Raw genomic sequence first — 20,602 nt, forward strand, 5'->3', positions numbered from 1 at the left:
CCCTGATAACTGAAAACGGCACAAAGGCCGTGATGGCGCACGCGCGCCGATGACTCGAATTCCACAATTGCGCAAGGGCTTCAGTGCAGCCCGTGCGCTCCCTGGTGTTTCCTGTCCATGCGCGCCGACAGCCGCTGCACGTTGCTCAGCGACATCAGGTGCACGTAGGCCAGCCCGAGCGCGCCGGACCTGGCCAGTTTCTGCAGCGTCTTCGCGCCCAAGGTGTTCAGCCGCATTTCGTCGATGACGCTGAAGCCGCTGAGCGTAGCCGGTTCGTTACCGGGACGCTCCAGACGGATCACCTTCTCGACGAGAAGCTTGTGATGCGCGAACAGCTCCATGAACTCGCGCGTCCGGCGCACGTCTTTCTGGTATTCGCCGAGAAACGCGATCGCGTGCTGCAGCATCTCCGAATCGTTGCCGTCGGCATCGAACAGCGGCATCGCATCGTCCGCTTCGTCGATCACGGCCTCGTCGACGCAGACGGTGAAATCCTCGCCCTCGCCGTTCTCGGCCACCACGAAGGGATACCGGCGCAGGAACGCCGGCACGTAGACGTCTTCCGCCCAGCGCCCTTCGGCATCGACAAAGAGATTCTCGTCCTGCGACAGACCCAGCAGCGCCGCCGGCATCATCTGCTCCGGCGAACCGCCCGCGAAGACGATCGGAAAATGGCAGGCCGCCGCCGCGAACTCCGAACCGACCAGCGGCACCGAATTGACGTTTCGCGCGAAAGCGTAACCACCGGGAACGGGACGTATGCGCATGGTCCTGTGACGGTCCCGATGGATCGGAACCGGCCGCTCGTAAACGAGCACCTGCTTCATGCTTTCCCCTTTCCCCTTGCCGGATCCGCCGTGCGCGGAATCGACTCACCCCGAGCCAATGTGTGAACTGCATCACACAATTTATTCAGCCAGAATACGTTCAGAAAACACATCGCGCAAGGACGGACCCCTGCACGGAACGCGCGAATCTACATCCATGCCAGCGCCGTCGGTTACCATGGACGTTTGCCAAGACAGGAACCCAAGGTCATGCAGCTCAATGAAATCAAGGCCGTCATCACCGGCGGCGCCTCCGGACTCGGCAACGCCGTCGCGCGCCATCTGGTCGCCCACGGTGGCAAGGTCGCGCTGTTCGACGTCAACGAGGAGAAGGGACAGCAGGCCGCCGCCGACCTCGGCGATGCCGCGACCTTCTACCGGACCGACGTGACCTCCGAGGACGGCGTGGTCGCCAACCTGGAAGCCGCCAAGGAAGCCATGGGCGGCCTCAACGCCGTCATCAACTGCGCCGGCATCCTCGGTGCGGGCCGCGTCCTCGGACGTGAAGCGCCGATGCCGCTGAACAACTTCTCCACCACGGTGATGGTGAACCTGGTCGGCAGCTTCAATGTCGCCAAGGCCGCCGCCAACCTGATGCAGCACAACGAAGCCGGCGAAGACGGCGAGCGCGGCGTGATCGTCAACACTGCGTCGGTCGCCGCGTACGAGGGCCAGATCGGCCAGGCCGCCTATTCCGCCTCGAAGGGCGGCGTGGTCGGCATGACCCTGCCGATGGCGCGCGAGCTGTCGCGTTTCGGCATCCGCGTGGCGACCATCGCCCCGGGCATCTTCTGGACCCCGATGGTCGACGGCATGCCCGAAGCCGTGCAGGAATCGCTATCGGCGTCGATCCCGTTCCCGTCACGCCTGGGCAAGCCCGAGGAGTACGCCGAACTGGCCGCATTCATCCTGGTCAATCGCTACATCAACGGCGAGACCATCCGTCTCGACGGCGGCGTGCGGCTGCAGCCCAAATAAGCCATCGGAGCCAGGGGCGAGCCACGCGGAACGCAACGTCTTTTCTGGACCGATGCCTCCGTCCGCTCGCCCCGGCCTTCCCACCTTTCGTTCTCACTACTCACTTCTCGAGCCATGAAAGCCTCCGACATCAAGCGCGGCAACGTCGTCGAACACAACGGCACCGTCTACCAGGTGCGCGACATCGAGCGCAGCGCGCCCACCGCGCGTGGCGGCAACGTCACCTTCCGCTTCACCATGTACGCGATCCCGGGTGCGCAGAAATTCGATCTCAGCCTGCGCGCGGACGACGACCTGAAGGAAGTCGAGCTGCTGCGCCGCCAGGCCAGCTATTCCTACAAGGAAGGCGACGCCTTCGTGTTCATGGATCAGGAGGACTACACCCAGTACCTGCTGCCGCCAGAGCTGGTGGGCGACAACGCCGGCTACATCGTCGACGGCCTGGAGGACTGCTACGTGCAGCTGATCGACGATGCGCCGGTCGGCCTGCAGGTACCGGCGACGGTGACGCTGACCGTCGCCGACACCGCGCCGGAGCTGAAGGGCGCCAGCGCCACCAAGCGCGCCAAGCCGGCCACGCTGGAAACCGGCCTGGAGATCCAGGTGCCCGAGTACATCACGATCGGCGAGCGCGTCAGCGTCAACACCGTGACCGGCGAATTCGCCGGTCGCGCCTGAGACAGCCACCCGGCGAGCATGAACAAAACCGCACTGCACGGCGTCCGCGCCGCGCAGTGTTCTCGCCCGCGATCGTGCGCATGACGCACAATGCGGACTTCGACGCCATCGCCTGCGCCGCATGTCTCCCACCTATTCGCTACGCGCCAGCCTGCTGCACACGCTGACGCACTTCAAACGCCCTGATGTCCCGCCGCGGATCGCCCTGCGCGCGGCGCTGCTCGTGGCCGGCCCGCTGGCCATCGGCGTGGCGACTGGACACGAAGCCGTCGGCCTGGGACTGGGCGCGGGCGCGTTCAACGTCATCTTCTCCGATCAGCCCGGTCCGTATCGGCAGCGTCTGACGCGCATCGTGCTGGCAGCCTTGGCCGCCGGCGTCGCCGCGCTGGCCGGCTTCCTGCTGGGCGCGCACCTGCCATGGCTGCTGGCGGCCGTCGCCGCGAGCGGCTTCCTCGGCGGACTGCTGGTGGTGTTCGGCGCCGACATGGCGCGGGTGGGCATGATCAGCATGATCCTGCTGGTCATCGCCGCCGCCTCGCCGATGCCGTGGTCGCAGGCCTGGCCGGCCAGCGTGCTGATCGCTGCAGGCGGCCTGCTGCTGGCGGTCGTCTCGGTGGCGGCGTGGCCGCTGCAACGCTACCGCCCCGAGCGCCAGGCACTGGCGTCGATCTTCCGCGACCTGGCGCAACTCGCCACGCGGCGCGAAAGCGAGGAAGAGGCTCCAGCGCTCAGCGACGCCATCAACCGCCTGCAGCAGATGCTGCTCGGCCGCCACCCGGTGCGCGGCCGCGCCGTCGAAGCCCTGCGCGTGCTGACCGAGCTGGCCGAGCGCATACGTCTGGAGCTGCTGGCCATCGACCAGCTTCGCCGCACCGAGACGACCGTCGACGGCGCGCTGCCCGTGGCCATCGGCGATACGCTTTCGCAACTCGCCGAGGCGCTGGAACACGGCCGCGAACCCACTGCGGCCGAGCAGCACGCCGAACGTCTTCGCCAACGTCTTGATGCGCTGAATGCATCCTCGGTCCTGGCGCCACGTTTGCGCGCCCTGCATGGACAGCTGACCGCCGCCGCGCGCAATGCCCGCTGGGCCGGCAGCCGCGGCGAGATCCGCGCCCTGCGCAGCGAGGCACACCTGCCGCGCGCGCTGCGCGGCGTCTCGCCCTGGGCCACGCTGCGCGCCAACCTCACGCTGCATTCGGCCGCCTTCCGCCACGCGCTGCGCTGCGCCGTCTGCCTGGTTCTGGCGCAATGGCTGGAACGCACGCTCGGCCTGCCCCGCGGCTACTGGCTGCCGATGACCGCGGCCATCGTGCTGCGACCCGATTTCGCCGCCACCTTCAGCTTCGGCCTGCTGCGCATCGTCGGCACCGTGCTCGGACTGGTGCTGACCAGTCTGCTGCTGATGGCCGTGCCCGACGCCGTGTGGGCGCACGTGCTACTGCTCGGTATCCTGGTTTTCGCGTTCCGCTATCTGGCCACCGCACACTACGGCCTGGCCGTCGCCGCGCTGACCGGCGCGGTGGTGATCCTGCTCTCGTTCGAAGGCAGCAGCCCCGACGCCGCCGTGCTCGACCGCCTGCTGAACACCGCGCTCGGCTGTGGCCTCGCCCTGACTGCCTATCTGGTCTGGCCGACCTGGGAGCGCGGCCGCACGCGCGCGGCATTGGCCGACATGCTGCACACCTACGCCGACTACCTGGAAGCGTTGACCGAGCACGGCACGCGACGCCAGCGCGACGACACCCGCGCCGCCGCCCGACTGGCGCGCAGCAATGCCCAGGCCTCGCTGGAACGCCTGCGCGCCGAACCCGGCGCACCGCCCGCTCTGCGCCAGGGCGGCGAATCGCTGTTCGCCAACGGCAACCGACTGGTGCGCACCGCGATGACCCTCGAAGCCGTGCTACACGACGGCGAAACGCTCCCGGCGCGCGACGTGCTGGACGACTACCTGACCCATGTCGCGGCCACGGTCCGCACACTGTCCGAAGCCTGCGACACGCAACGCGACGTACCGTCCCCGGACCTGCGCGCGCGCCAACAGGCGCTGACTGCTCGACTCGCTGCGCACACCGGCGCGATCACGCCGAGCCTGATCGCGCTGAGCGACCGACTGGCCGACAACGTCGACACCCTGCATCACGTGCTCGACCGCGACATGCGCTCCACCACGCCGGATTGAGCGATCACGTGCAGCGCGGCGCGCCAGCCTCTACACTGCCGCCCATGCTGAAAATCGACACCCACGCCCACATCCTGCCGCGTGACTGGCCGAATCTTGCGGAAAAGTACGGCGAGCCGCGCTTCCCGGTGATGACCCACAGCGCCGGCCGCCATCGCATCTACCGCGAGGGCAAGTTCTTCCGCCAGGTGTGGGATTCGGCTTTCGACGTCGATACGCGCATCGCCGACTACGCCGCGCACGGCGTCGACGTGCAGGTGATCTCGACCGTGCCCGTGCTGTTCTCCTACTGGGCGCGCGGCAATCAGGCGCTGGAACTGCACCGATTCCTCAACGACCACGCTGCCGGCCTGAGCCGCGAACATTCCCGGCACATCGTCGGCATCGGCACCGTGCCGCTGCAGTCGCCGACGCTGGCGATCCAGGAGATGGAGCGCTGCGTCGAGCAACTGGGCCTGGCTGGCGTGCAGATCGGCTCGCACTGCAACCAGTGGAACCTGGACGCGCCGGAACTGTTCCCGTTCTTCGAGGCCGCCGCCGACCTCGGCGCGGCGATCATGATCCACCCGTGGGACATGATGGGCCGCGACACCATGCCCGACTACTGGCTGCCGTGGCTGGTGGGCATGCCCGCCGAACAGTCCCGCGCCGCCTGCAGCCTGATCTTCGGCGGTGTGCTGGAACGCCTGCCGAAGCTGCGCGTGATGTTCGCGCACGGCGGCGGCAGCTTCCCGTTCACCATCGGCCGCATCGAGCACGGTTTCAAGATGCGTCCGGATCTGGTGGCCAAGAACAACGCGCGCAATCCGCGCGAGTACCTGGCGCGTCTGTACTTCGACTCCTGCGTGCACGATCCGCAGGCACTCGCCTATCTGCTGGACGTGGTCGGCCACGACCGCGTGATGCTGGGCACGGACTACCCGTTCCCGCTAGGCGAACAGGAACCGGGATCGGGCATCGAGGCGCTGGAGCTGGACGAATCGGCCAATGCGCGTCTGATGCACGGCACCGCGCTGGAATGGCTGGACCTGCCCAAGGCCCGCTTCGAACCCAAGGCGAAGGCCTGACCCGCGCGCTCGATCTTCACGCCCACGAAACGGACGATTCATGACTGCACCCTACGAAGCCACCCTCGCCTGGGCCGAAACGGCCGACCGCGACGATCCGCTGCGCGAGTTCCGCGACCGTTTCCTGATTCCGCCGCACGCCGACGGCGACACGCTGTACTTCTGCGGCAATTCGCTGGGCCTGCAGCCGCGCGCCGTGCGCGAAGCCGTCAACGCCGAACTCGACTACTGGGGCGAACTGGGCGTCGAAGGCCACTTCAAGGGCCGCCTGCCGTGGATGAACTACCACGAGTTCGTGCGCGAGGATCTGGCCGAGCTGGTCGGCGCGGACATGTCCGAAGTGGTGGCGATGAACACGCTGAGCGTGAATCTCCATCTGCTGATGGTCAGCTTCTACACGCCGACGCGCGAGCGTCACAAGATCCTGATCGAGGAAGGCGCGTTCCCGAGCGACCGCTACGCGGTGGAATCGCAGATCCGCTTCCACGGTTTCGATCCGGCCGAATCGCTGATCGAACTGGCCGCCGACGAGGAAAACGGCACGATCTCGATGGCGGCCATCGAACGCGCGCTGGCCGAGCACGGCGACAGCACCGCGCTGGTGCTGATGCCCGGCATCCAGTACCGCACGGGTCAGGCCTTCGATCTGGCCGCGATCACGGAGATGGGCCACGCGCGCGGCTGTGTGGTCGGCTTCGATCTGGCGCATGCGGTGGGCAACCTGTCGCTGGCGCTGCACGACAGCGGCGCAGATTTCGCCGTGTGGTGCCACTACAAATACCTCAACGGCGGCCCGGGCGCGGTCGGCGGCGCATTCGTCCACGCACGCCATGCCCGGACCGCGCGGCCGCGCTTCGCCGGCTGGTGGGGCCACAACAAGGACACGCGGTTCCAGATGGGACCGCACTTCGACCCGACGCCGGGCGCGGAAGGCTGGCAGCTGTCCAACCCGCCGATCCTGGCGCTGGTGCCGCTGCGCATCTCGCTGCAGCTGTTCCACGAGGCCGGCATGACTCGCCTGCGCGAGAAGTCCGAGCGTCTGACCGGCTACCTGGAATGGCTGGTCGACACGCAGCTTCCGGAAGTGCTGGAGGTGGTCACGCCGCGCGAATCCGAACGCCGCGGCGCACAATTGTCGATCCGCGTGCTCGGCGGACGCGACCAGGGCCGCGCGCTGTTCGAGCATCTCACCGAACACGGCATCATCGGCGACTGGCGCGAGCCGGATGTGATCCGCATTTCCCCGGTGCCGCTGTACAACCGCTTCCAGGATTGCCTCGGTTTCGCCAAGGCCGTCGCGGCGTGGGCCGCGCAGCGCTGAAACGCGAAGCCCTCCTCAAACAGAGGTTTGAATGCGGCGCGGCCGAGCTTGAAAACTTGCGAAATCGCTCTGGATGTCGGAATGTCGGGGGATCGTCCCCGCGAAGACAACCCGAATCATGCCTAGATTGCGACTCGTATTCGTACCCCTCTTCCTGTTCCTCGCCGCCCCGCTGGCACTGGCGAAACCGCCGCAGAACACGAACATTCCCGACACGGCGCTGGACGTCTCCGCGCCGCCCACCACGCGTCAAGCGCTGGCCCAGGCGCAGCCCGTGCGCGCCAAGCACGCCATGGTGGTCTCGGCGCAGCACCTGGCGACCCAGGTCGGCCTGAAGATCCTCAAGAAGGGCGGCAACGCGGTCGACGCCGCCGTGGCCGTTGGCTACGCGCTGGCCGTGGTGCATCCGTGCTGCGGCAACATCGGCGGCGGCGGCTTCATGGTCGTGCACCTGAAGAACGGCAAGAACCTGTTCCTGGATTTCCGCGAGAAGGCGCCGTTGGCGGCAACCACGGACATGTACCAGGACAAGGACGGCAACGTGGTCAAGGGCCGCAGCACCAGGACCTACCTCGGCGTCGGCGTGCCCGGCACCGTGATGGGCCTGGACAGCGCACTGAAGAAGTACGGCACGATGTCGCTGAAACAGGTCATCGACCCCGCCATCGCGCTGGCGCGCAAGGGCTACGTCCTGAAGCAGGGCGACATCAACATCATGGCCACGCACACCAAGCTGTTCGCGAAGTGGCCGAACGTGGCGGCGATCTTCCTCCACGACGGCAAGCCCTGGCAGGTCGGCGACCGCCTCAAGCAACCGCAACTGGCGCACACGCTGGAGCTGATCCGCGACCACGGCACCAAGGCGTTCTACCACGGTTCCATCGCGCGCAAGCTGGCGGCGGCCAACAAGGCCAATGGCGGCCTCATCACGATGAAGGACCTGGCCGACTACTCCGTGAAGTGGGACAAGCCGGTCACCTGCGGCTACCGCGGCTACACCGTGGTCTCGGCCGCCCCGCCGAGTTCCGGCGGCGTGACCATCTGCCAGATCCTGGAGATCCTCAAACCCTATCCGCTGCACAAGTGGGGCTACGGCTCGGTGAAGGCCACGCACTACATCATCGAGGCCGAGCGCCGCGCCTTCGCCGACCGCAACACCTACCTCGGCGACCCGGCCTTCGTGCACAACCCGATCGACAAGCTGCTCAACCCCAAGCACATCGCCACGATGCGTAGCACCATCCAGGCCGACAAGGCCACGCCGTCGAGCGAGATCCATGGCAGCCTCGGCCCAGCCGAAGGCATGCACACCACGCACTATTCCGTGGTCGATGCGCAGGGCAACGCGGTCAGCGTCACCTACACGCTGAACTACCTGTTCGGCATCAGCCAGATGGCGGGCGACACCGGCTTCTTCCTCAACAACGAGATGGACGACTTCACGTCCAAGCCGGGCGTGCCCAACACCTTCGGTCTGGTGCAGGGCAAGATCAACCAGATCGAGCCGGGCAAGCGTCCGCTCAGCTCGATGTCGCCGAGTCTGGTGCTCGACCCGCACGGCAAGCTGTTCATGGTCACCGGCAGCCCCGGCGGCTCGACCATCATCTCCACCACCATGGAGAGCATCGTCAATGTGATCGACTTCGGCATGAACATGCAGCAGGCCGTCGATGCGCCGCGCCTGCACATGCAGTGGCTGCCGGACATGACCATGGTCGAACCGGGCCTGCTCAGCGCGGCCACGCAGAGCGCGCTGGAAGCCATGGGCCACAAGTTCCACGAGATCCGCTCCTGGGGCGCGGACGAGGCGATCCTGCGCAATCCGAAGACTGGACTGCTGGAAGGCGCCAACGACCGCCGCCGCCCCGCAGGACTCGCGGCCGGCTACTGACCCGCCGTCCGCGTCACCGAATCCGGCCCGGCATCGCGCAAGCATGCCGGGCCGTTTTTTATCGGCGCACAGCGCGTCGAACATCCGGCAAGCCTTTCGCCCGCACGGATGGATGCTTCCGCTGCCGCCGGAACCGTCGTTCTCAACCGGGAAGATTCAACCGCCACAGCGCGACGTTCAGTGCGAAGGCGAAAGCAACCCAGGCCAGATAGGGAATCATCAGCCAGCCCGCCACGCGGTCCCGCCGGAAGAAGGCCACCGTGGTCGCCAGGATCACCAGCCACAGCACCGCGATCTCGACCGCGCCTGCCGCCAGCAGGTGCCGACCGAAGACCACGTACGACCACAGCGCATTGAGCGCCAGCTGCACCAGCCACAGCACCTGCGCGCCGTCGAAGCCACGCCGCAGCCAGGCGCGCCACGCGGCGATGGCCATGCTCAGATACAGCAGCGTCCAGGCAATCGGAAACGCCAGATTCGGCGGTGTGAACGCCGGCTTCTGCAGGTGCGCGTACCAGTCGCCGGGCTGGAAGAACGACCCGGAGGCCGCCGTCAGCGTCACCAGCAGGAGAAATACGATCAGAGCCGCCCATGCGCGCATCGCAGGACTACCTCGCGCGGAATGATGATGGAAGATCGTCAATCTACGGCAGACTCGGACACGACACCAACCACCGCGTGCACCAGCGCCTCCGCATCACGCTCGATGTCCAGGCGCACCACACGCTCGGGCGGAGACATCGGCACTTCCAGCGTCGCCAGCTGGCTGTCCAGCAAATCGGCGGACATGAAGTGGCCGCGACGATCCGCGAGTCGCTGCGCCAGCCGCGCCCGCGTGCCGTGCAGATAGGCGAACAGCACATCGTCCCGACCGTCCACGATGCGGTCGCGATACACGCGCCGCAGCGCCGAGCACGACATCACCCCGGGTTGCCCTTCCGCGCGCCATGCACGGAGGGTCTCCGCAACGGCGTCCAGCCACGGTTGGCGGTCGGCATCGTCCAACGCCTCGCCCCGGCGCATCTTCGCCACATTGGCCGTCGGGTGCAGATCGTCGCCTTCGACGAACGGCCAGCCCAGCGCCGTCGCCACGCGCCGGGCCACGGTCGACTTGCCGCTCCCCGAAACGCCCATGAACACGATGTAGCGCACGCGCATCCTTCGATCATCCCATTGCCGCGAAACCGCCATCCTTCCAGATCGTCGGGCGGTTCCACAAACCGACCGTGCTCCACCATCCCACCCGCATGCCCGGCGCATGCGAGCGCCGGTTGCAAAAACATATTCGCGCAACCATAAAGCAGGAGGCCGTCCTCGCTCACGGCCGCACGCGCCCTGCCCCCATGAATCAAGGAGTCCCCATGAAAACCCGTGAACTCGGCCGCTCTGGATTGCAGGTCTCGACCCTTGGCCTGGGCTGCATGGGCCTGACCCACGCCTACGGCCAACCCGTGGAAACCCGGGTCGGCATCGACCTGCTGCGCGCGGCCGTCGATCGCGGCGTGACCTTCTTCGACACCGCCGAGGTCTACGGCCCCTACACCAACGAAGAACTGGTCGGTCAGGCGCTGGCGCCCGTGCGCGACCAGGTGACGATCGCCACCAAGTTCGGTTTCGTGATCGGCGGCGAAGGTGGCCTGAACAGCCGACCCGAGCACATCCGCGCCGTGGCCGATGCGTCGCTGCAACGGCTGAAGACCGACCATATCGACCTCTTCTATCAGCACCGCGTCGATCCGAATGTGCCCATCGAAGACGTCGCCGGCACCGTGCGCGAGCTGATCGCCGAGGGCAAGGTCAAACACTTCGGCCTGTCCGAAGCCGGCGCGGACATCATCCGCCGCGCCCATGCCGTGCAGCCGGTCGCCGCCGTGCAGAGCGAATATTCCCTGTGGTGGCGCGAACCCGAACGCGACATCCTGCCGACACTGGAAGAGCTGGGCATCGGCTTCGTCCCCTTCAGCCCGCTCGGCCGCGGCTTCCTCACCGGCGCCATCGATGCGCACACCGAGTTTGCGAAGAACGACTTCCGCCGGAACCTGCCGCGCTTCAGCGAAGACGCCCGCAAGGCCAACCAGGGCCTGATCGACGCCCTGACCGCCATCGCCGACGCCCAGCGCGCCACGCCCGCGCAGATCGCCCTCGCCTGGCTACTGGCACAGAAACCATGGATCGTGCCGATCCCCGGCACCACCAAGCTGCACCGCCTGGAGGAAAACCTCGCCGCCGCCGACATCGAACTCACGGATGCTGACCTCGACCGCATCCAACAGTCCCTCGACCGCATCACCGTGCACGGCGCGCGTTATCCCGAACATCTGCAGAATCAGATCAATCGCTGACCCGAGCCGAAGGCCAAGATCGCCGCTTGAAAGGGCATCTGGGACCGTTATTTAGCATGAACGAGTGACGGTTAAATCAGGCGGAGCACGCCAGCATGTCTACGTGGCCGCATGGTCAGGCCTCGGACTCCGACCATACAGCCAACTCATTTCCGCCTGGCTCGATGAAATGGAACCTGCGTCCACCCGGGAAAGAAAAGATTGGCTTGATCACTTTGCCACCAGCAGCCTCGACCTTGCGGAGCGTGCCTTCAAGGTCATCACTGTAGAGAACGATGAGAGCGCTTCCGGTTTCAGTGCGGGCTGCCAAATCGGACCGGAAGAAGCCGCCATCCAATCCCTGATCAGAGAATGCAGCGTAATCGGGACCATAATCCTCAAATGCCCAACCGAATGTCTGCCCAAAGAAGCGCTTCGTCTCTTCGAGATCTCGGGACGGATACTCAACGTAGTTGATCTTCTCATGTTGCAACATGGCCTTCTCCTGAGACCCAACGCTGGAGTTAAGCGGCCCCGAAGGCGTCCGCCTTGAAGGTTGTTCGGCCCATTACGGAATTTCCCGCGCAATGATTTCAACCAATTCGAAATGCAGTGTCACGAACTCGAAGCGGTCATGCAGGTGCAAATGCGGTAGGCAACGAATATGGCACTCCCGGAACTCGTCCGCGCTGGAAAACGTTTCGCCGCGCCAGACTTCCTCCGGAATGTTGCCGAACTCTATCGTATAGACTTTGGTTGCCTTGATGATGCAGCGAAGCCTCTGCTTCAAGTCATAGACTTCAATGATGTCGCCTGGCTCATAGCTGCCATCGCCATATTCTCCATATGGCGTGTAGTAGTCAGCAACTGTGTCGGCCGTGACGGTTTTGCGGCCGTCCATGACGCTGCGAGGAAGGCTGTCATCGTTCTCGTCTGCGCCCCAGAAGGTCAGCCTTTTTCTCCTATTCATTCCTTCTCCGATAAAAAGATCACCTGGAGCCTAACGCCCGAGGTAGCCGCAGCGATCCCGAGTAGCGGGTGAGCATCCAAGAAATTGTCCCCGACACTGTTTTTACACAGATACTTGAGTTAAGACGCCGGCCGCCGGCCGTAGCCAGCAGGCGATCGCTTGAATGAGTGACTAGTCTTCGTTCGCGGTGGAGGGGTAGTGCGACAACTCAACTGAAACACATGCAGCTGCAGCTGCGCGTAGGAATTGCAGGGAAAGCACATCGGAATGGACTGGATACGGCCCTGAATCAATAGCAAAGTCGAGCCGTGAATATTCAACACCTGGGAATACCGAAATTTCTTGCAAAATCACGCAATTCTCGACAAGGAAAGCCGTGGCATCCTGCTGTTGCCTTTGGAATTCGTCGAAGCCGGCACCGCTCACGTCAAAGCATGCCCCGGAGTCAGCATGAATCCTGCTCTTGATGCTGCGCCGCGTACGAGGGTCGCCTTTGTTCCAGGAGCGATAAGGCTTGATGGGAAGTGCTCGAAGCAAGGCTTCCAGATTAAGGTTGGCACCTGAGATTCGCAATACGCAGGACATGTGTCTGAAGTCTCATGCTTGAGTTATGCGACGCGTGTCAGCACGTCCGCTTGGATGAATTGCCAGACCCCACGCGCCACCTGCCTTAAGCCCAGAGGGCAGTCGGGTTGAATAAAAAATTGTCCCTAACAAAATGCCCCCGACACCGTTTTACTGTTAGGCCACACAGCCAGCTATTGCGCCAAATTTCTATTCAAGATGCCGGCCAAACAGTTGAAAAATCCATTTTCACTCGTGGTTGAAAATCGAAATCCATTATTTGCCTGGCGCATTCAAGTTTACCCCACCAGCGATCAACAACGTAGACGTTGATTGGGTCGTTGTAGTGGTAGAGATAGCTCCCGATTTTTTGATCACTATTGATTGGAGCCAATACGCAAGCAATGCCGAGGGCGTAGATCGCGCTTTGGGGCAGCGTCATTGATTGGTTTGCGATGTCGATGGCGAACACTTGGCGGCCTGGTGCAACTTGAACGGAAACGGCATACCCGCCTGGAAGTTCGCTCCCATGAGCCAAATTGCAGCGAAATTTCTCGTACACGACATCGGCAAACGTGATGCCCAATTTCCCCTTTGCATCCTTGAAGGGAAATAGGGTCTCTTTGAGGTTAATTCCGCCGTACATGAGCTCGATAATGTCGATGTGCTCATTGATAAACTTTCGAAATCGCTTTCCGACCTCTGCAATTTCTGGGTACATCTTCTTTGCGGTGCCGTCAACGGCAATGCATGCGGAAAGAAGGGATTGATCCAGCTCTTGTCTATCCGAGGCATCGATAGAGTGTTTAATGTGGTCGGAGATTTTCATACGGCCTAACGCTTATTCGGCGTCATCATGACGCGTTGCAAGGAGTATGCCCAATGTATCGAGCACCAGCAACGCGACAAAGTTACCGCGGAATCAACAGCCTGCCTATCTCCGCGCATCCCCAGCATGTCGCCTTGCGGCTTATGCAGCACATAGAGGATGTATGAGTTATGCATGACGATTGCCGGTGTAACACGTCCACGCGCGATAACCGAAAGGCCGCAAACAAAAACGCCCACGCACTCGGCGTGGGCGTTTATTCGACCGAGGCCGCTTGTTCCCTTCCCTAGGCCGCTTTGCTCTCGGCGTGACGCACTTCACCATGCCCGCGCAGCACAAAGCGCTCGATGGTCAGCGCTTCAGCCCCCATCGGGCCGTAGGCGTGCAGACGCGTGGTGGAGATGCCGATTTCTGCGCCCAGACCCAGTTCGCCGCCGTCGGAGAATCGCGACGAGGCGTTGATCATCACCACCGCGGCGCGCAGTGCGTGCACGAAGCGGTTGGCGACGCTCTCGTCTTCAGCGGCGATGACTTCGGTGTGGTCGGAGCCGTACTGGCGGATGTGGGCGATGGCGGCGTCGACGTCGTCGACCACGCGCACGGCGATCTTCAGCGCCAGGAACTCGGTGGCGTAGTCCTCTTCGGTGGCCTCGGCCAAGTCGGGGACGATCTTGCGCGAGGCTTCGTCGGCGACGATCTCCACGCCGCGCTTGCGCAGGGCCTCCACGGCGCGCGGCAGGAAGGTCTCGGCCACGTCCTTGCTGACCAGAAGGTTTTCCAGCGAATTGCAGGCGGCCGGTCGCGTGGTCTTGCCGTCGACGAGGATATCGAGCGCCTTGTCCAGGTCGGCACTGGCGTCGACGTAGAGGTGGCACACGCCCTTGTAGTGCTTGATGACCGGCACGCGTGCATTCTCGTTGACGAAGCGGATCAGGCCCTCGCCGCCACGCGGGATGAGCAGATCGAGGATGTCGTTGAGCTGCATCATCTCCATCATCGCTTCGCGGCTGAGGTCCTCCATCAGCGTCACGGCGTGCTCATCCAGACCGGCGTCGCGCAACGCCTTGCGCAGGCAGGCGGCGATGGCGGTATTGGAACGCACCGCTTCCTTGCCGCCGCGCAGGATGACGCCGTTACCGGCCTTCAGGCACAGCGCCGCGGCGTCGGCGGTGACGTTGGGACGCGCCTCGTAGATCATGCCGATAATGCCGAGCGGCACGCGCACGCGCTGGATCTCGAAGCCCTTGTCGGACGTGTGGCTTTCGGTGACCTCGCCGACCGGATCCGGCAGGCTGGCGACGAAGCGCAGCGCGTCGGCGACGCCGGCCAGACGCTTCTCGTCCAGCGCCAGACGGTCGAGCATGGCTTCGCCGATGCCCTTCTCGCGTGCGGCCTTCATGTCCTCGGCGTTGGCGGCCAGGACGGTCTCGGCCTGCGCCTCCAGCTCGTCGGCCATGGCGCGCAGCAGCGCGTTCTTGTCGTTCTCGGAAAGCTCGGCCACCTGCACGGCGGCCTGCTTGCACTTCAGCGCGAGTTCGCGCACGGAATCAGTCATGAAAATTCAACTCCTGTCGTCATGGCATCCAGGGGATCGGTCGTCGCCAGGTCGTCGCGGTGCACGATGGAATCGCCGTAGCTGTAGCCGAGGCGCTCCTCGATGTCGCGGGTGTGACAACCGTGGATCATGTTGATTTCCGCGGCACCGTACTGGGTGATACCGCGGGCGATGCATTGCGAATTGTCGTCGTTGATGATCTCGACCATGTCGCCGCGCTGGAATTCGCCGCCGGCTTCCAGCACGCCCTTGGGCAGCAGCGAAGCGCCCTCTTCGATCAGGGCGCGCGCGGCGCCGGCGTCGACGCGGATGTAGCCGGGCACGGATGGCGTGTGACGCAACCAGTACTTGCGCGCTTGCAGGCGCGACGAGGTGCTGCGAAGACGCGTTCCGCACAACAGGTCCTGGGACAACAGGCGCGATACTTCGCTATCGCGGCCGTTGAACAGGATGGTCTCGATGCCCGCCGCGGACGCCTTCTGCGCTGCTTCCAGCTTGGTGCGCATGCCGCCGGTGCCGACACTGCTGCCGGCGCCCGACGCCATGTGCATGATCTCGGAAGTGATCTCGTCGACCTCGTTGATCGGTTCGGCGTCCGGATCGGTGCGCGGGTTGCCGGTGTACAGGCCGTCGATGTCGGTAGCGATCAGCAGCAGATCGGCATCGACCAGCGCCGCGACGATGGCGGCGAGGTTGTCGTTGTCGCCGAGCGTCAGTTCGTCGACGGCAACGGTGTCGTTCTCGTTGACCACCGGCAGCACGCCGTGGCTGAGCAGTTCCTGCAGCGTGGCGCGCGCGTTGAGGTAGCGACGCCGGTTGCGCATGTCGTCATGCGTCAGCAGCACCTGCGCCAGCGGTCGGTCGAACAGGCGTTGCCACAGGGCGATGGTCTGGGTCTGCCCCAGCGCGGCCATGGCCTGCCTGGCGGCGCTGCTGGTGTCTTCGTCGGAATGGCCTTCCAGAAGCATGCGGCCCGCAGCCACCGCGCCCGACGAGACCAGCACGATCTCGCGACCGGCGGCATGACAGGCAGAGATGAATTGCGCCAGGCCCAGCACGTACTGCGTACTCAGGCCGCCGTCGTTGCCGGCCAGCAGACTGCTGCCGACTTTCAACACGGCTCGATTCCAGGGAGGGACGGGTTGTTGCTTGAATTTCCTCGGTGTGGTCATGCGCCTTCTGTGATTGCAATCAATTCGATTCGCGATGCATATCCTTTAGACCATTGAGGCGTTGCTGCAATATTTCAAGGCCCGGTGCCGCATCGCCGCCGGGCGACACGCGCGCGGCGAGGCTCGATTCCGGCGTGCGGCCGCTGCCGGTATCGCTGCCCGCTTCCGCCGCTGCGCGATACGCGGTGCGGAATGGCACGCCTGCGGCCGCCTGTTCGATGGCGACATCGGTGGCGTACATCGACGGCTCGATCGCCGCGCGCATGGCCGCCTCGTTCCACTGCAGGCGTGCAAGCAGATCCGGCATCAGATCGAGCGCGCGCAGACCGTGCGTGAAACCGTGCCACAGCGACCCCTTGCTCAACTGCAGGTCGCGCTGATAGCCGCTGGGCAGCGACAGCAACTGTTCGATCTCCACGCGCGCGGCAGCGACCGGCGCATAGCTGGCGCGCAGCATTTCGATCACGTCCGGATTGCGCTTGTTGGGCATGATCGAGCTGCCGGTGGTGTATTCGTCGGGCAGGCGCACGAAGCCGAACTCGGCGGTGGTGAACAGGGACAGGTCCCACGCCATGCGGCGCAGATCCAGCAGCGTCGACGCCAGCGCATCGAGCGCGCCCAGTTCGAACTTGCCGCGCGACAGCTGCGCGTAGATCGGACTGACCTGCATGCGCGCAAAACCGAGTTCCTCGGTGGTGAATGCGCGATCCAGCGGCAGGTTCACGCCGTAGCCGGCCGCGGTGCCCAGCGGATTGGCGTCGAGCCAGTCACGCGTGGCGCGGGCACGCACGGCATTGTCGAGAAAGCCCTCGGCGAAGCCCGCGAACCACATCGTGGTCGAGGACACCACCGCACGCTGCAGATGTGTGTAGCCGGGCAGCGGCAGCGACTCGGCACCGGCGCGCTGCAGGCAGACCTCCGCGATGGCGACACAGAGATCTCCCAGCGCGGCCAGCTGTTCCTTCAGCCACAGACGCGTCGCGACCAGCACCTGGTCGTTGCGGCTGCGGCCGGTGTGCACCTTGCGGCCGACGTCGCCGAGACGTTCGACCAGACGCGCCTCGATGGCCGAATGGCCGTCCTCGTGGGTGTCATCGAGAATGAAGTCGCCGTGGCGGAAATCCTCCGCCAGCGCGTCGAGCTCGCGCGTGATCGAGGCGACCTCGTCCGCGCCGAGCACGCCGATGCGGCCCAGGCCCGCCACGTGCGCCTTGCTGGCGGTGATGTCGTGCAGCAGGAACTCACGGTCCAGCAGCACGTCGTCGCCGGCCAGGAATCGCATGATGCGCGCATCGACGCGCACGCCCTCTTTCTGCCAAAGCAGGTCGCTCATCGCCGCAGCCCTTTTCTGTCGTGGTTCATGTACATGGTTCGTCGCGCGTTACAGCGGGATGCCCTTGAGCTCGCGCATGCTCAACGCATCGTTGAGGTTCTGCATGGCCTGGGTCGCCGCGCCCTTGAGCAGGTTGTCCAGACAGACCACCACCACGGCGCGCTTGCCGCCGGGCGCGACACGGACGCCGCCGATCTCCGCGTAGTGCTTGCCGGCGATGCGGCTGACCCAGGGCGCCTCGTCGACCACGTGGACCAGCGGCTCGTCGCCATAGCGGGTGCGATAGCGGCGCATCAGTTCGTCTTCGCTGCGCGCGCGATCGAGGTACAGATTGCAGGTCACCGTCAGACCGCGGAAATGCGGCGCCACGTGCGGCATGAACTCGACCGGGATGCCGAGCTGGAAGCTGCATTCGCGCTCGTGCATGTGATCGACCAGGCCGTACGGCATCAGGTTGTCGCGCAGCTGTTCCGGATCGTTGCGCGGCGAAGGCGTGGTGCCCGCGCCGGAATAGCCCGAAACGCCGAAGCACACCGGCGGTCCGGTCAGCAGATCCTTCAACGGCGCGACCGCCAGCTGGATCGCGGTCGCATAGCAACCGGGATTGCTAATGCGCCGCTGCCCCCGGTAGCGCTCGCGGGTCAGTTCGGGCAAGCCGTAGTACCAGCTGCGGTCGAAACGATGGTCCGCGGACAGGTCGATGATGATCGTCTCCGGCGCCGCGGCATCCAGCGCATCGACGAAGTTCACGCTGGCGCCGTTGGGCAGCGCCAGAATCACCACATCGCAGCCCTTCGTCGCCACCGCCGCCGGATCGAGGTTCTCGTAGACGAGATCGCCCTGGTAATCGGGCTGATGATCGGCCACGCGCTGACCATCCAGCTCGCGCGAGGACACAAAGTCCAGGCGCAGGTGCGGATGTCCGGCGATCAGACGAATCAGTTCGGCGCCGGTATGACCGCGCGCACCGACGAGACCGACGCTTCGGCTCATGCTGCTTGCTCCAGAATGTGATCGAGATGACGACGCACGGCCGGCCACTCCGAGGCGAGAATGGAATACACCACGGTGTCGCGATAGCTGCCGTCGGGCATGCGTCGGTGGTTGCGAAGGATGCCATCCTGCAACGCGCCCAGTCTCTCGATGGCTGCACGGGAACGACGATTGAACCGATGCGTGCGCAGCTCCACGGCAGCGCACTGCAGCGTCTCGAAAGCGTGCCCGAGAAGCAGCCGCTTGCTGGCCGTGTTGACCGCGCTGCGCTGCGCGCCGGCGGCGTACCAGGTCCAGCCGATCTCCACGCGCCGGTTCGCCGCATCGGCGTGTCCCAGACGCGTGCAGCCGACGATGCGTTCGTCGCGGCGGCGGCGCACGACGAACGGCTGCGCGTGACCCGCCTCGGCATCGGCCAGCGCATCGTCGATGTACGCGGCCATGTCGTCCGGTTTCGGCACCGACGTGAACCACAGGTTCCACAGCGCGCCGTCGGACGCCGCCTCGATCAGTGCGTCGTGATGCGTGCGCGCCAGCGGTTCGAGGCGCACCTCTGCATGTTCCAGCGTGAGCGGTTGCAGCCAGTCGCTCATGCCGCATCCTCCAGCGTCGCCGGTCGCTGCGCGCAGTGCGCGACACAACGCGCGATGGCGTCGAAATCGTCCAGGCCGTACCAGAACACCTTCCAGCGATCCTGCCGGAACGAACCGTCCGATTCGGCGTAGTAGAAATGGTTGATGACGTTGCCGTGGCGCGAACGCCAGAACAGGATCGGGTTCGCCTCGCGCATCACTTGCCACACTGCGCGTCCGATGCCCTCGCCCTGCGCATCGTCGAGCACCGCGAACTTGTCGAGATAGGCGAAGCCTTCCTCTTCAGTGAGGATCATGGCTGCGCGGTAGTTCTCGCTGATGTACACGCGGTACGGCTTGGTGCGCTCGAAATAGTCCACGGCCAGACGGCGACGGAAGCTCGACTCGATCAGCGCGCGCAGACGCGAGGTGTCGACACCCTCCCAGCTGTCCTCGAACGTGAGCACACGTTCGCCGCGGCGGATCAGCGTGCCCGATCCCTTGTGCGTGAACAGCTCCTTGGCCAACTGGCCCGGTCGGGTGATCGACACCGACGAGGTCAGCGGCAAGTCGTCCAGAAGATGCTTGATCTGGTCGATCTTCAGGCGCATGCCCGAATGCAGCCAGGGCTGCGCCATCAGATGCTCGTATTCGGTGCGCAGGTTGATCGAGTCGATGATCTGGCCATGTTCATCGAGCAGGCCGCCGGTACCGGTCAGGAACACGATCTTGTACGGCTGCAGCGCACGCACCAGTTCATTGGCGGCGAAGTCGGCATTGACGTTGAGGATCTGCCCTTCCGCCGTTTCACCCAACGAGGCGATCACCGGAATCGAGCCGATGCGCAAGCTGGCCTCGATCGGCGCCAGATTCACCGCGTCGACACCGCCGACCAGACCGAGGCGATCACGGTCCAGAAAACGCGCCTCGAACACGCCGGACAGAATCGACGTCGCGCGCACGTCCATTTCCTGCAGGGCCTCGACCAGACGCAGGTTCTGCGCCTGGAACACGCGGCGCACGACCTCCAGCGCCTTGGGCGAAGTCACGCGCAGGCCGTCGACGGTCTGCTTCTCGATGCCGGCGGCCTTCATCTCCGCGTCCAGCTGCGGCCCTGCGCCGTGCAGCACGATCGGCGTCAGGCCGACCTGCTGCAGAAACGACAGCGAGGAGATCAGTGCGTCCAGTTCGTCGCGCAGCACCGCGCCGCCGACCTTGACCACGGCGAAACGCTTGGCGTCGAGTTGCGAGAAGCGCTTGAGGTACTGCTGGATTTCCTTGGCGCTGCCCATCGACGACAACAGCCGCACGATGGTTTGCCGAGTGTTCTTGTGCGTGTCCATGACGGG

Annotated in this window: 20 protein-coding genes; 7 read left to right on the forward strand and 13 right to left on the reverse strand. The window is 64.9% G+C overall.

Features of this window, described 5'->3' with window-relative positions; genetic code table 11:
* Positions 1 to 80 precede the first annotated feature (80 nt).
* Positions 81 to 827 carry a SapC family protein gene (locus HF690_RS01620; RefSeq protein WP_275690243.1) on the reverse strand — a complete coding sequence of 249 codons (747 nt, stop codon included), beginning with the start codon at positions 825 to 827 and terminating at the stop codon, positions 81 to 83.
* Between the two features lie 210 nt (positions 828 to 1,037).
* On the opposite strand from HF690_RS01620, the gene HF690_RS01625 reads away from it, so the two are divergent.
* The 6 genes from HF690_RS01625 to ggt all read left to right on the forward strand — a co-directional run bounded on the left by HF690_RS01625 (position 1,038) and on the right by ggt (position 8,944).
* Positions 1,038 to 1,805: an SDR family oxidoreductase gene (locus HF690_RS01625; RefSeq protein WP_113065925.1), complete on the forward strand. Its 768-nt coding sequence runs from the start codon at positions 1,038 to 1,040 to the stop codon at positions 1,803 to 1,805.
* A 114-nt stretch (positions 1,806 to 1,919) separates the two neighbouring features.
* Entirely contained in the window at positions 1,920 to 2,483 is a 564-nt protein-coding gene (gene efpL, locus HF690_RS01630; protein ID WP_113065924.1) for an elongation factor P-like protein EfpL, read from the forward strand.
* Positions 2,484 to 2,604: 121 nt separating this feature from the next.
* The gene (locus HF690_RS01635; RefSeq protein ID WP_168608228.1) at positions 2,605 to 4,665 is read left to right on the forward strand and encodes an FUSC family protein; all 2,061 of its coding nucleotides are present in this window, start codon (positions 2,605 to 2,607) and stop codon (positions 4,663 to 4,665) included.
* Positions 4,666 to 4,709: 44 nt separating this feature from the next.
* On the forward strand, positions 4,710 to 5,732 hold the full coding sequence (locus HF690_RS01640) for an amidohydrolase family protein (protein ID WP_113065923.1): 1,023 nt from the start codon (positions 4,710 to 4,712) through the stop codon (positions 5,730 to 5,732).
* A gap of 40 nt (positions 5,733 to 5,772) precedes the next feature.
* Positions 5,773 to 7,053: a kynureninase gene (gene kynU, locus HF690_RS01645; RefSeq protein WP_168608229.1), complete on the forward strand. Its 1,281-nt coding sequence runs from the start codon at positions 5,773 to 5,775 to the stop codon at positions 7,051 to 7,053.
* Positions 7,054 to 7,171: 118 nt separating this feature from the next.
* Positions 7,172 to 8,944, forward strand: a complete 1,773-nt coding sequence (gene ggt / locus HF690_RS01650; protein ID WP_113065921.1) for a gamma-glutamyltransferase — start codon at positions 7,172 to 7,174, stop codon at positions 8,942 to 8,944.
* A gap of 142 nt (positions 8,945 to 9,086) precedes the next feature.
* On the opposite strand, the gene HF690_RS01655 is transcribed toward ggt, so the two are convergent.
* The gene (locus HF690_RS01655; RefSeq protein WP_168608230.1) at positions 9,087 to 9,545 is read right to left on the reverse strand and encodes a TspO/MBR family protein; all 459 of its coding nucleotides are present in this window, start codon (positions 9,543 to 9,545) and stop codon (positions 9,087 to 9,089) included.
* A 38-nt stretch (positions 9,546 to 9,583) separates the two neighbouring features.
* Positions 9,584 to 10,102 (reverse strand): gluconokinase, encoded by a 519-nt coding sequence (locus HF690_RS01660; protein WP_193568351.1) that lies wholly within the window; start codon positions 10,100 to 10,102, stop codon positions 9,584 to 9,586.
* 203 nt (positions 10,103 to 10,305) lie between these two features.
* On the opposite strand from HF690_RS01660, the gene HF690_RS01665 reads away from it, so the two are divergent.
* Positions 10,306 to 11,286 (forward strand): aldo/keto reductase, encoded by a 981-nt coding sequence (locus tag HF690_RS01665; RefSeq protein WP_168608231.1) that lies wholly within the window; start codon positions 10,306 to 10,308, stop codon positions 11,284 to 11,286.
* Positions 11,287 to 11,401: 115 nt separating this feature from the next.
* Here HF690_RS01665 and HF690_RS01670 read toward each other — a convergent pair whose 3' ends face one another.
* The 10 genes from HF690_RS01670 to HF690_RS01715 form a co-directional block, all read right to left on the reverse strand.
* A complete protein-coding gene (locus HF690_RS01670) occupies positions 11,402 to 11,761 on the reverse strand; it encodes a VOC family protein (RefSeq protein ID WP_168608232.1) in 360 nt (119 codons plus the stop codon).
* A gap of 72 nt (positions 11,762 to 11,833) precedes the next feature.
* Entirely contained in the window at positions 11,834 to 12,235 is a 402-nt protein-coding gene (locus HF690_RS01675) for an ASCH domain-containing protein (protein WP_205300777.1), read from the reverse strand.
* Between the two features lie 171 nt (positions 12,236 to 12,406).
* On the reverse strand, positions 12,407 to 12,820 hold the full coding sequence (locus HF690_RS01680; RefSeq protein ID WP_168608233.1) for a hypothetical protein: 414 nt from the start codon (positions 12,818 to 12,820) through the stop codon (positions 12,407 to 12,409).
* Between the two features lie 193 nt (positions 12,821 to 13,013).
* Positions 13,014 to 13,628: a hypothetical protein gene (locus tag HF690_RS01685; RefSeq protein WP_168608234.1), complete on the reverse strand. Its 615-nt coding sequence runs from the start codon at positions 13,626 to 13,628 to the stop codon at positions 13,014 to 13,016.
* A gap of 286 nt (positions 13,629 to 13,914) precedes the next feature.
* A complete protein-coding gene (locus HF690_RS01690) occupies positions 13,915 to 15,183 on the reverse strand; it encodes a glutamate-5-semialdehyde dehydrogenase (RefSeq protein WP_168608235.1) in 1,269 nt (422 codons plus the stop codon).
* Positions 15,180 to 16,355 (reverse strand): glutamate 5-kinase, encoded by a 1,176-nt coding sequence (gene proB, locus HF690_RS01695; protein ID WP_113065912.1) that lies wholly within the window; start codon positions 16,353 to 16,355, stop codon positions 15,180 to 15,182. The genes HF690_RS01690 and proB overlap by 4 nt, the downstream gene beginning before the upstream one ends.
* Positions 16,356 to 16,374: 19 nt before the next feature.
* The gene (locus HF690_RS01700; RefSeq protein ID WP_168608236.1) at positions 16,375 to 17,688 is read right to left on the reverse strand and encodes an argininosuccinate lyase; all 1,314 of its coding nucleotides are present in this window, start codon (positions 17,686 to 17,688) and stop codon (positions 16,375 to 16,377) included.
* A 48-nt stretch (positions 17,689 to 17,736) separates the two neighbouring features.
* Entirely contained in the window at positions 17,737 to 18,681 is a 945-nt protein-coding gene (gene argC / locus HF690_RS01705) for an N-acetyl-gamma-glutamyl-phosphate reductase (protein WP_168608237.1), read from the reverse strand.
* On the reverse strand, positions 18,678 to 19,274 hold the full coding sequence (locus tag HF690_RS01710) for a GNAT family N-acetyltransferase (protein WP_168608238.1): 597 nt from the start codon (positions 19,272 to 19,274) through the stop codon (positions 18,678 to 18,680). The genes argC and HF690_RS01710 overlap by 4 nt, the downstream gene beginning before the upstream one ends.
* Positions 19,271 to 20,596: an acetylglutamate kinase gene (locus HF690_RS01715; RefSeq protein WP_168608511.1), complete on the reverse strand. Its 1,326-nt coding sequence runs from the start codon at positions 20,594 to 20,596 to the stop codon at positions 19,271 to 19,273. Before HF690_RS01715 ends, HF690_RS01710 begins: the two co-directional genes overlap by 4 nt.
* Positions 20,597 to 20,602: the final 6 nt, after the last annotated feature.

This window comes from Oleiagrimonas citrea, assembly GCF_012395255.1.
GTDB classification, from domain to species: domain Bacteria; phylum Pseudomonadota; class Gammaproteobacteria; order Xanthomonadales; family Rhodanobacteraceae; genus Oleiagrimonas; species Oleiagrimonas citrea.

What these genes read in the sequence shown, in the direction of transcription:
- HF690_RS01620 (WP_275690243.1), bottom strand. Translation starts at nt 827, where the DNA reads ATGAAGCAGGTGCTCGTTTACGAGCGGCCGGTTCCGATCCATCGGGAC.
- HF690_RS01625 (WP_113065925.1), top strand. Translation starts at nt 1,038, where the DNA reads ATGCAGCTCAATGAAATCAAGGCCGTCATCACCGGCGGCGCCTCCGGA.
- efpL (WP_113065924.1), top strand. Translation starts at nt 1,920, where the DNA reads ATGAAAGCCTCCGACATCAAGCGCGGCAACGTCGTCGAACACAACGGC.
- HF690_RS01635 (WP_168608228.1), top strand. Translation starts at nt 2,605, where the DNA reads ATGTCTCCCACCTATTCGCTACGCGCCAGCCTGCTGCACACGCTGACG.
- HF690_RS01640 (WP_113065923.1), top strand. Translation starts at nt 4,710, where the DNA reads ATGCTGAAAATCGACACCCACGCCCACATCCTGCCGCGTGACTGGCCG.
- kynU (WP_168608229.1), top strand. Translation starts at nt 5,773, where the DNA reads ATGACTGCACCCTACGAAGCCACCCTCGCCTGGGCCGAAACGGCCGAC.
- ggt (WP_113065921.1), top strand. Translation starts at nt 7,172, where the DNA reads ATGCCTAGATTGCGACTCGTATTCGTACCCCTCTTCCTGTTCCTCGCC.
- HF690_RS01655 (WP_168608230.1), bottom strand. Translation starts at nt 9,545, where the DNA reads ATGCGCGCATGGGCGGCTCTGATCGTATTTCTCCTGCTGGTGACGCTG.
- HF690_RS01660 (WP_193568351.1), bottom strand. Translation starts at nt 10,102, where the DNA reads ATGCGCGTGCGCTACATCGTGTTCATGGGCGTTTCGGGGAGCGGCAAG.
- HF690_RS01665 (WP_168608231.1), top strand. Translation starts at nt 10,306, where the DNA reads ATGAAAACCCGTGAACTCGGCCGCTCTGGATTGCAGGTCTCGACCCTT.
- HF690_RS01670 (WP_168608232.1), bottom strand. Translation starts at nt 11,761, where the DNA reads ATGTTGCAACATGAGAAGATCAACTACGTTGAGTATCCGTCCCGAGAT.
- HF690_RS01675 (WP_205300777.1), bottom strand. Translation starts at nt 12,235, where the DNA reads ATGAATAGGAGAAAAAGGCTGACCTTCTGGGGCGCAGACGAGAACGAT.
- HF690_RS01680 (WP_168608233.1), bottom strand. Translation starts at nt 12,820, where the DNA reads ATGTCCTGCGTATTGCGAATCTCAGGTGCCAACCTTAATCTGGAAGCC.
- HF690_RS01685 (WP_168608234.1), bottom strand. Translation starts at nt 13,628, where the DNA reads ATGAAAATCTCCGACCACATTAAACACTCTATCGATGCCTCGGATAGA.
- HF690_RS01690 (WP_168608235.1), bottom strand. Translation starts at nt 15,183, where the DNA reads ATGACTGATTCCGTGCGCGAACTCGCGCTGAAGTGCAAGCAGGCCGCC.
- proB (WP_113065912.1), bottom strand. Translation starts at nt 16,355, where the DNA reads ATGACCACACCGAGGAAATTCAAGCAACAACCCGTCCCTCCCTGGAAT.
- HF690_RS01700 (WP_168608236.1), bottom strand. Translation starts at nt 17,688, where the DNA reads ATGAGCGACCTGCTTTGGCAGAAAGAGGGCGTGCGCGTCGATGCGCGC.
- argC (WP_168608237.1), bottom strand. Translation starts at nt 18,681, where the DNA reads ATGAGCCGAAGCGTCGGTCTCGTCGGTGCGCGCGGTCATACCGGCGCC.
- HF690_RS01710 (WP_168608238.1), bottom strand. Translation starts at nt 19,274, where the DNA reads ATGAGCGACTGGCTGCAACCGCTCACGCTGGAACATGCAGAGGTGCGC.
- HF690_RS01715 (WP_168608511.1), bottom strand. Translation starts at nt 20,596, where the DNA reads ATGGACACGCACAAGAACACTCGGCAAACCATCGTGCGGCTGTTGTCG.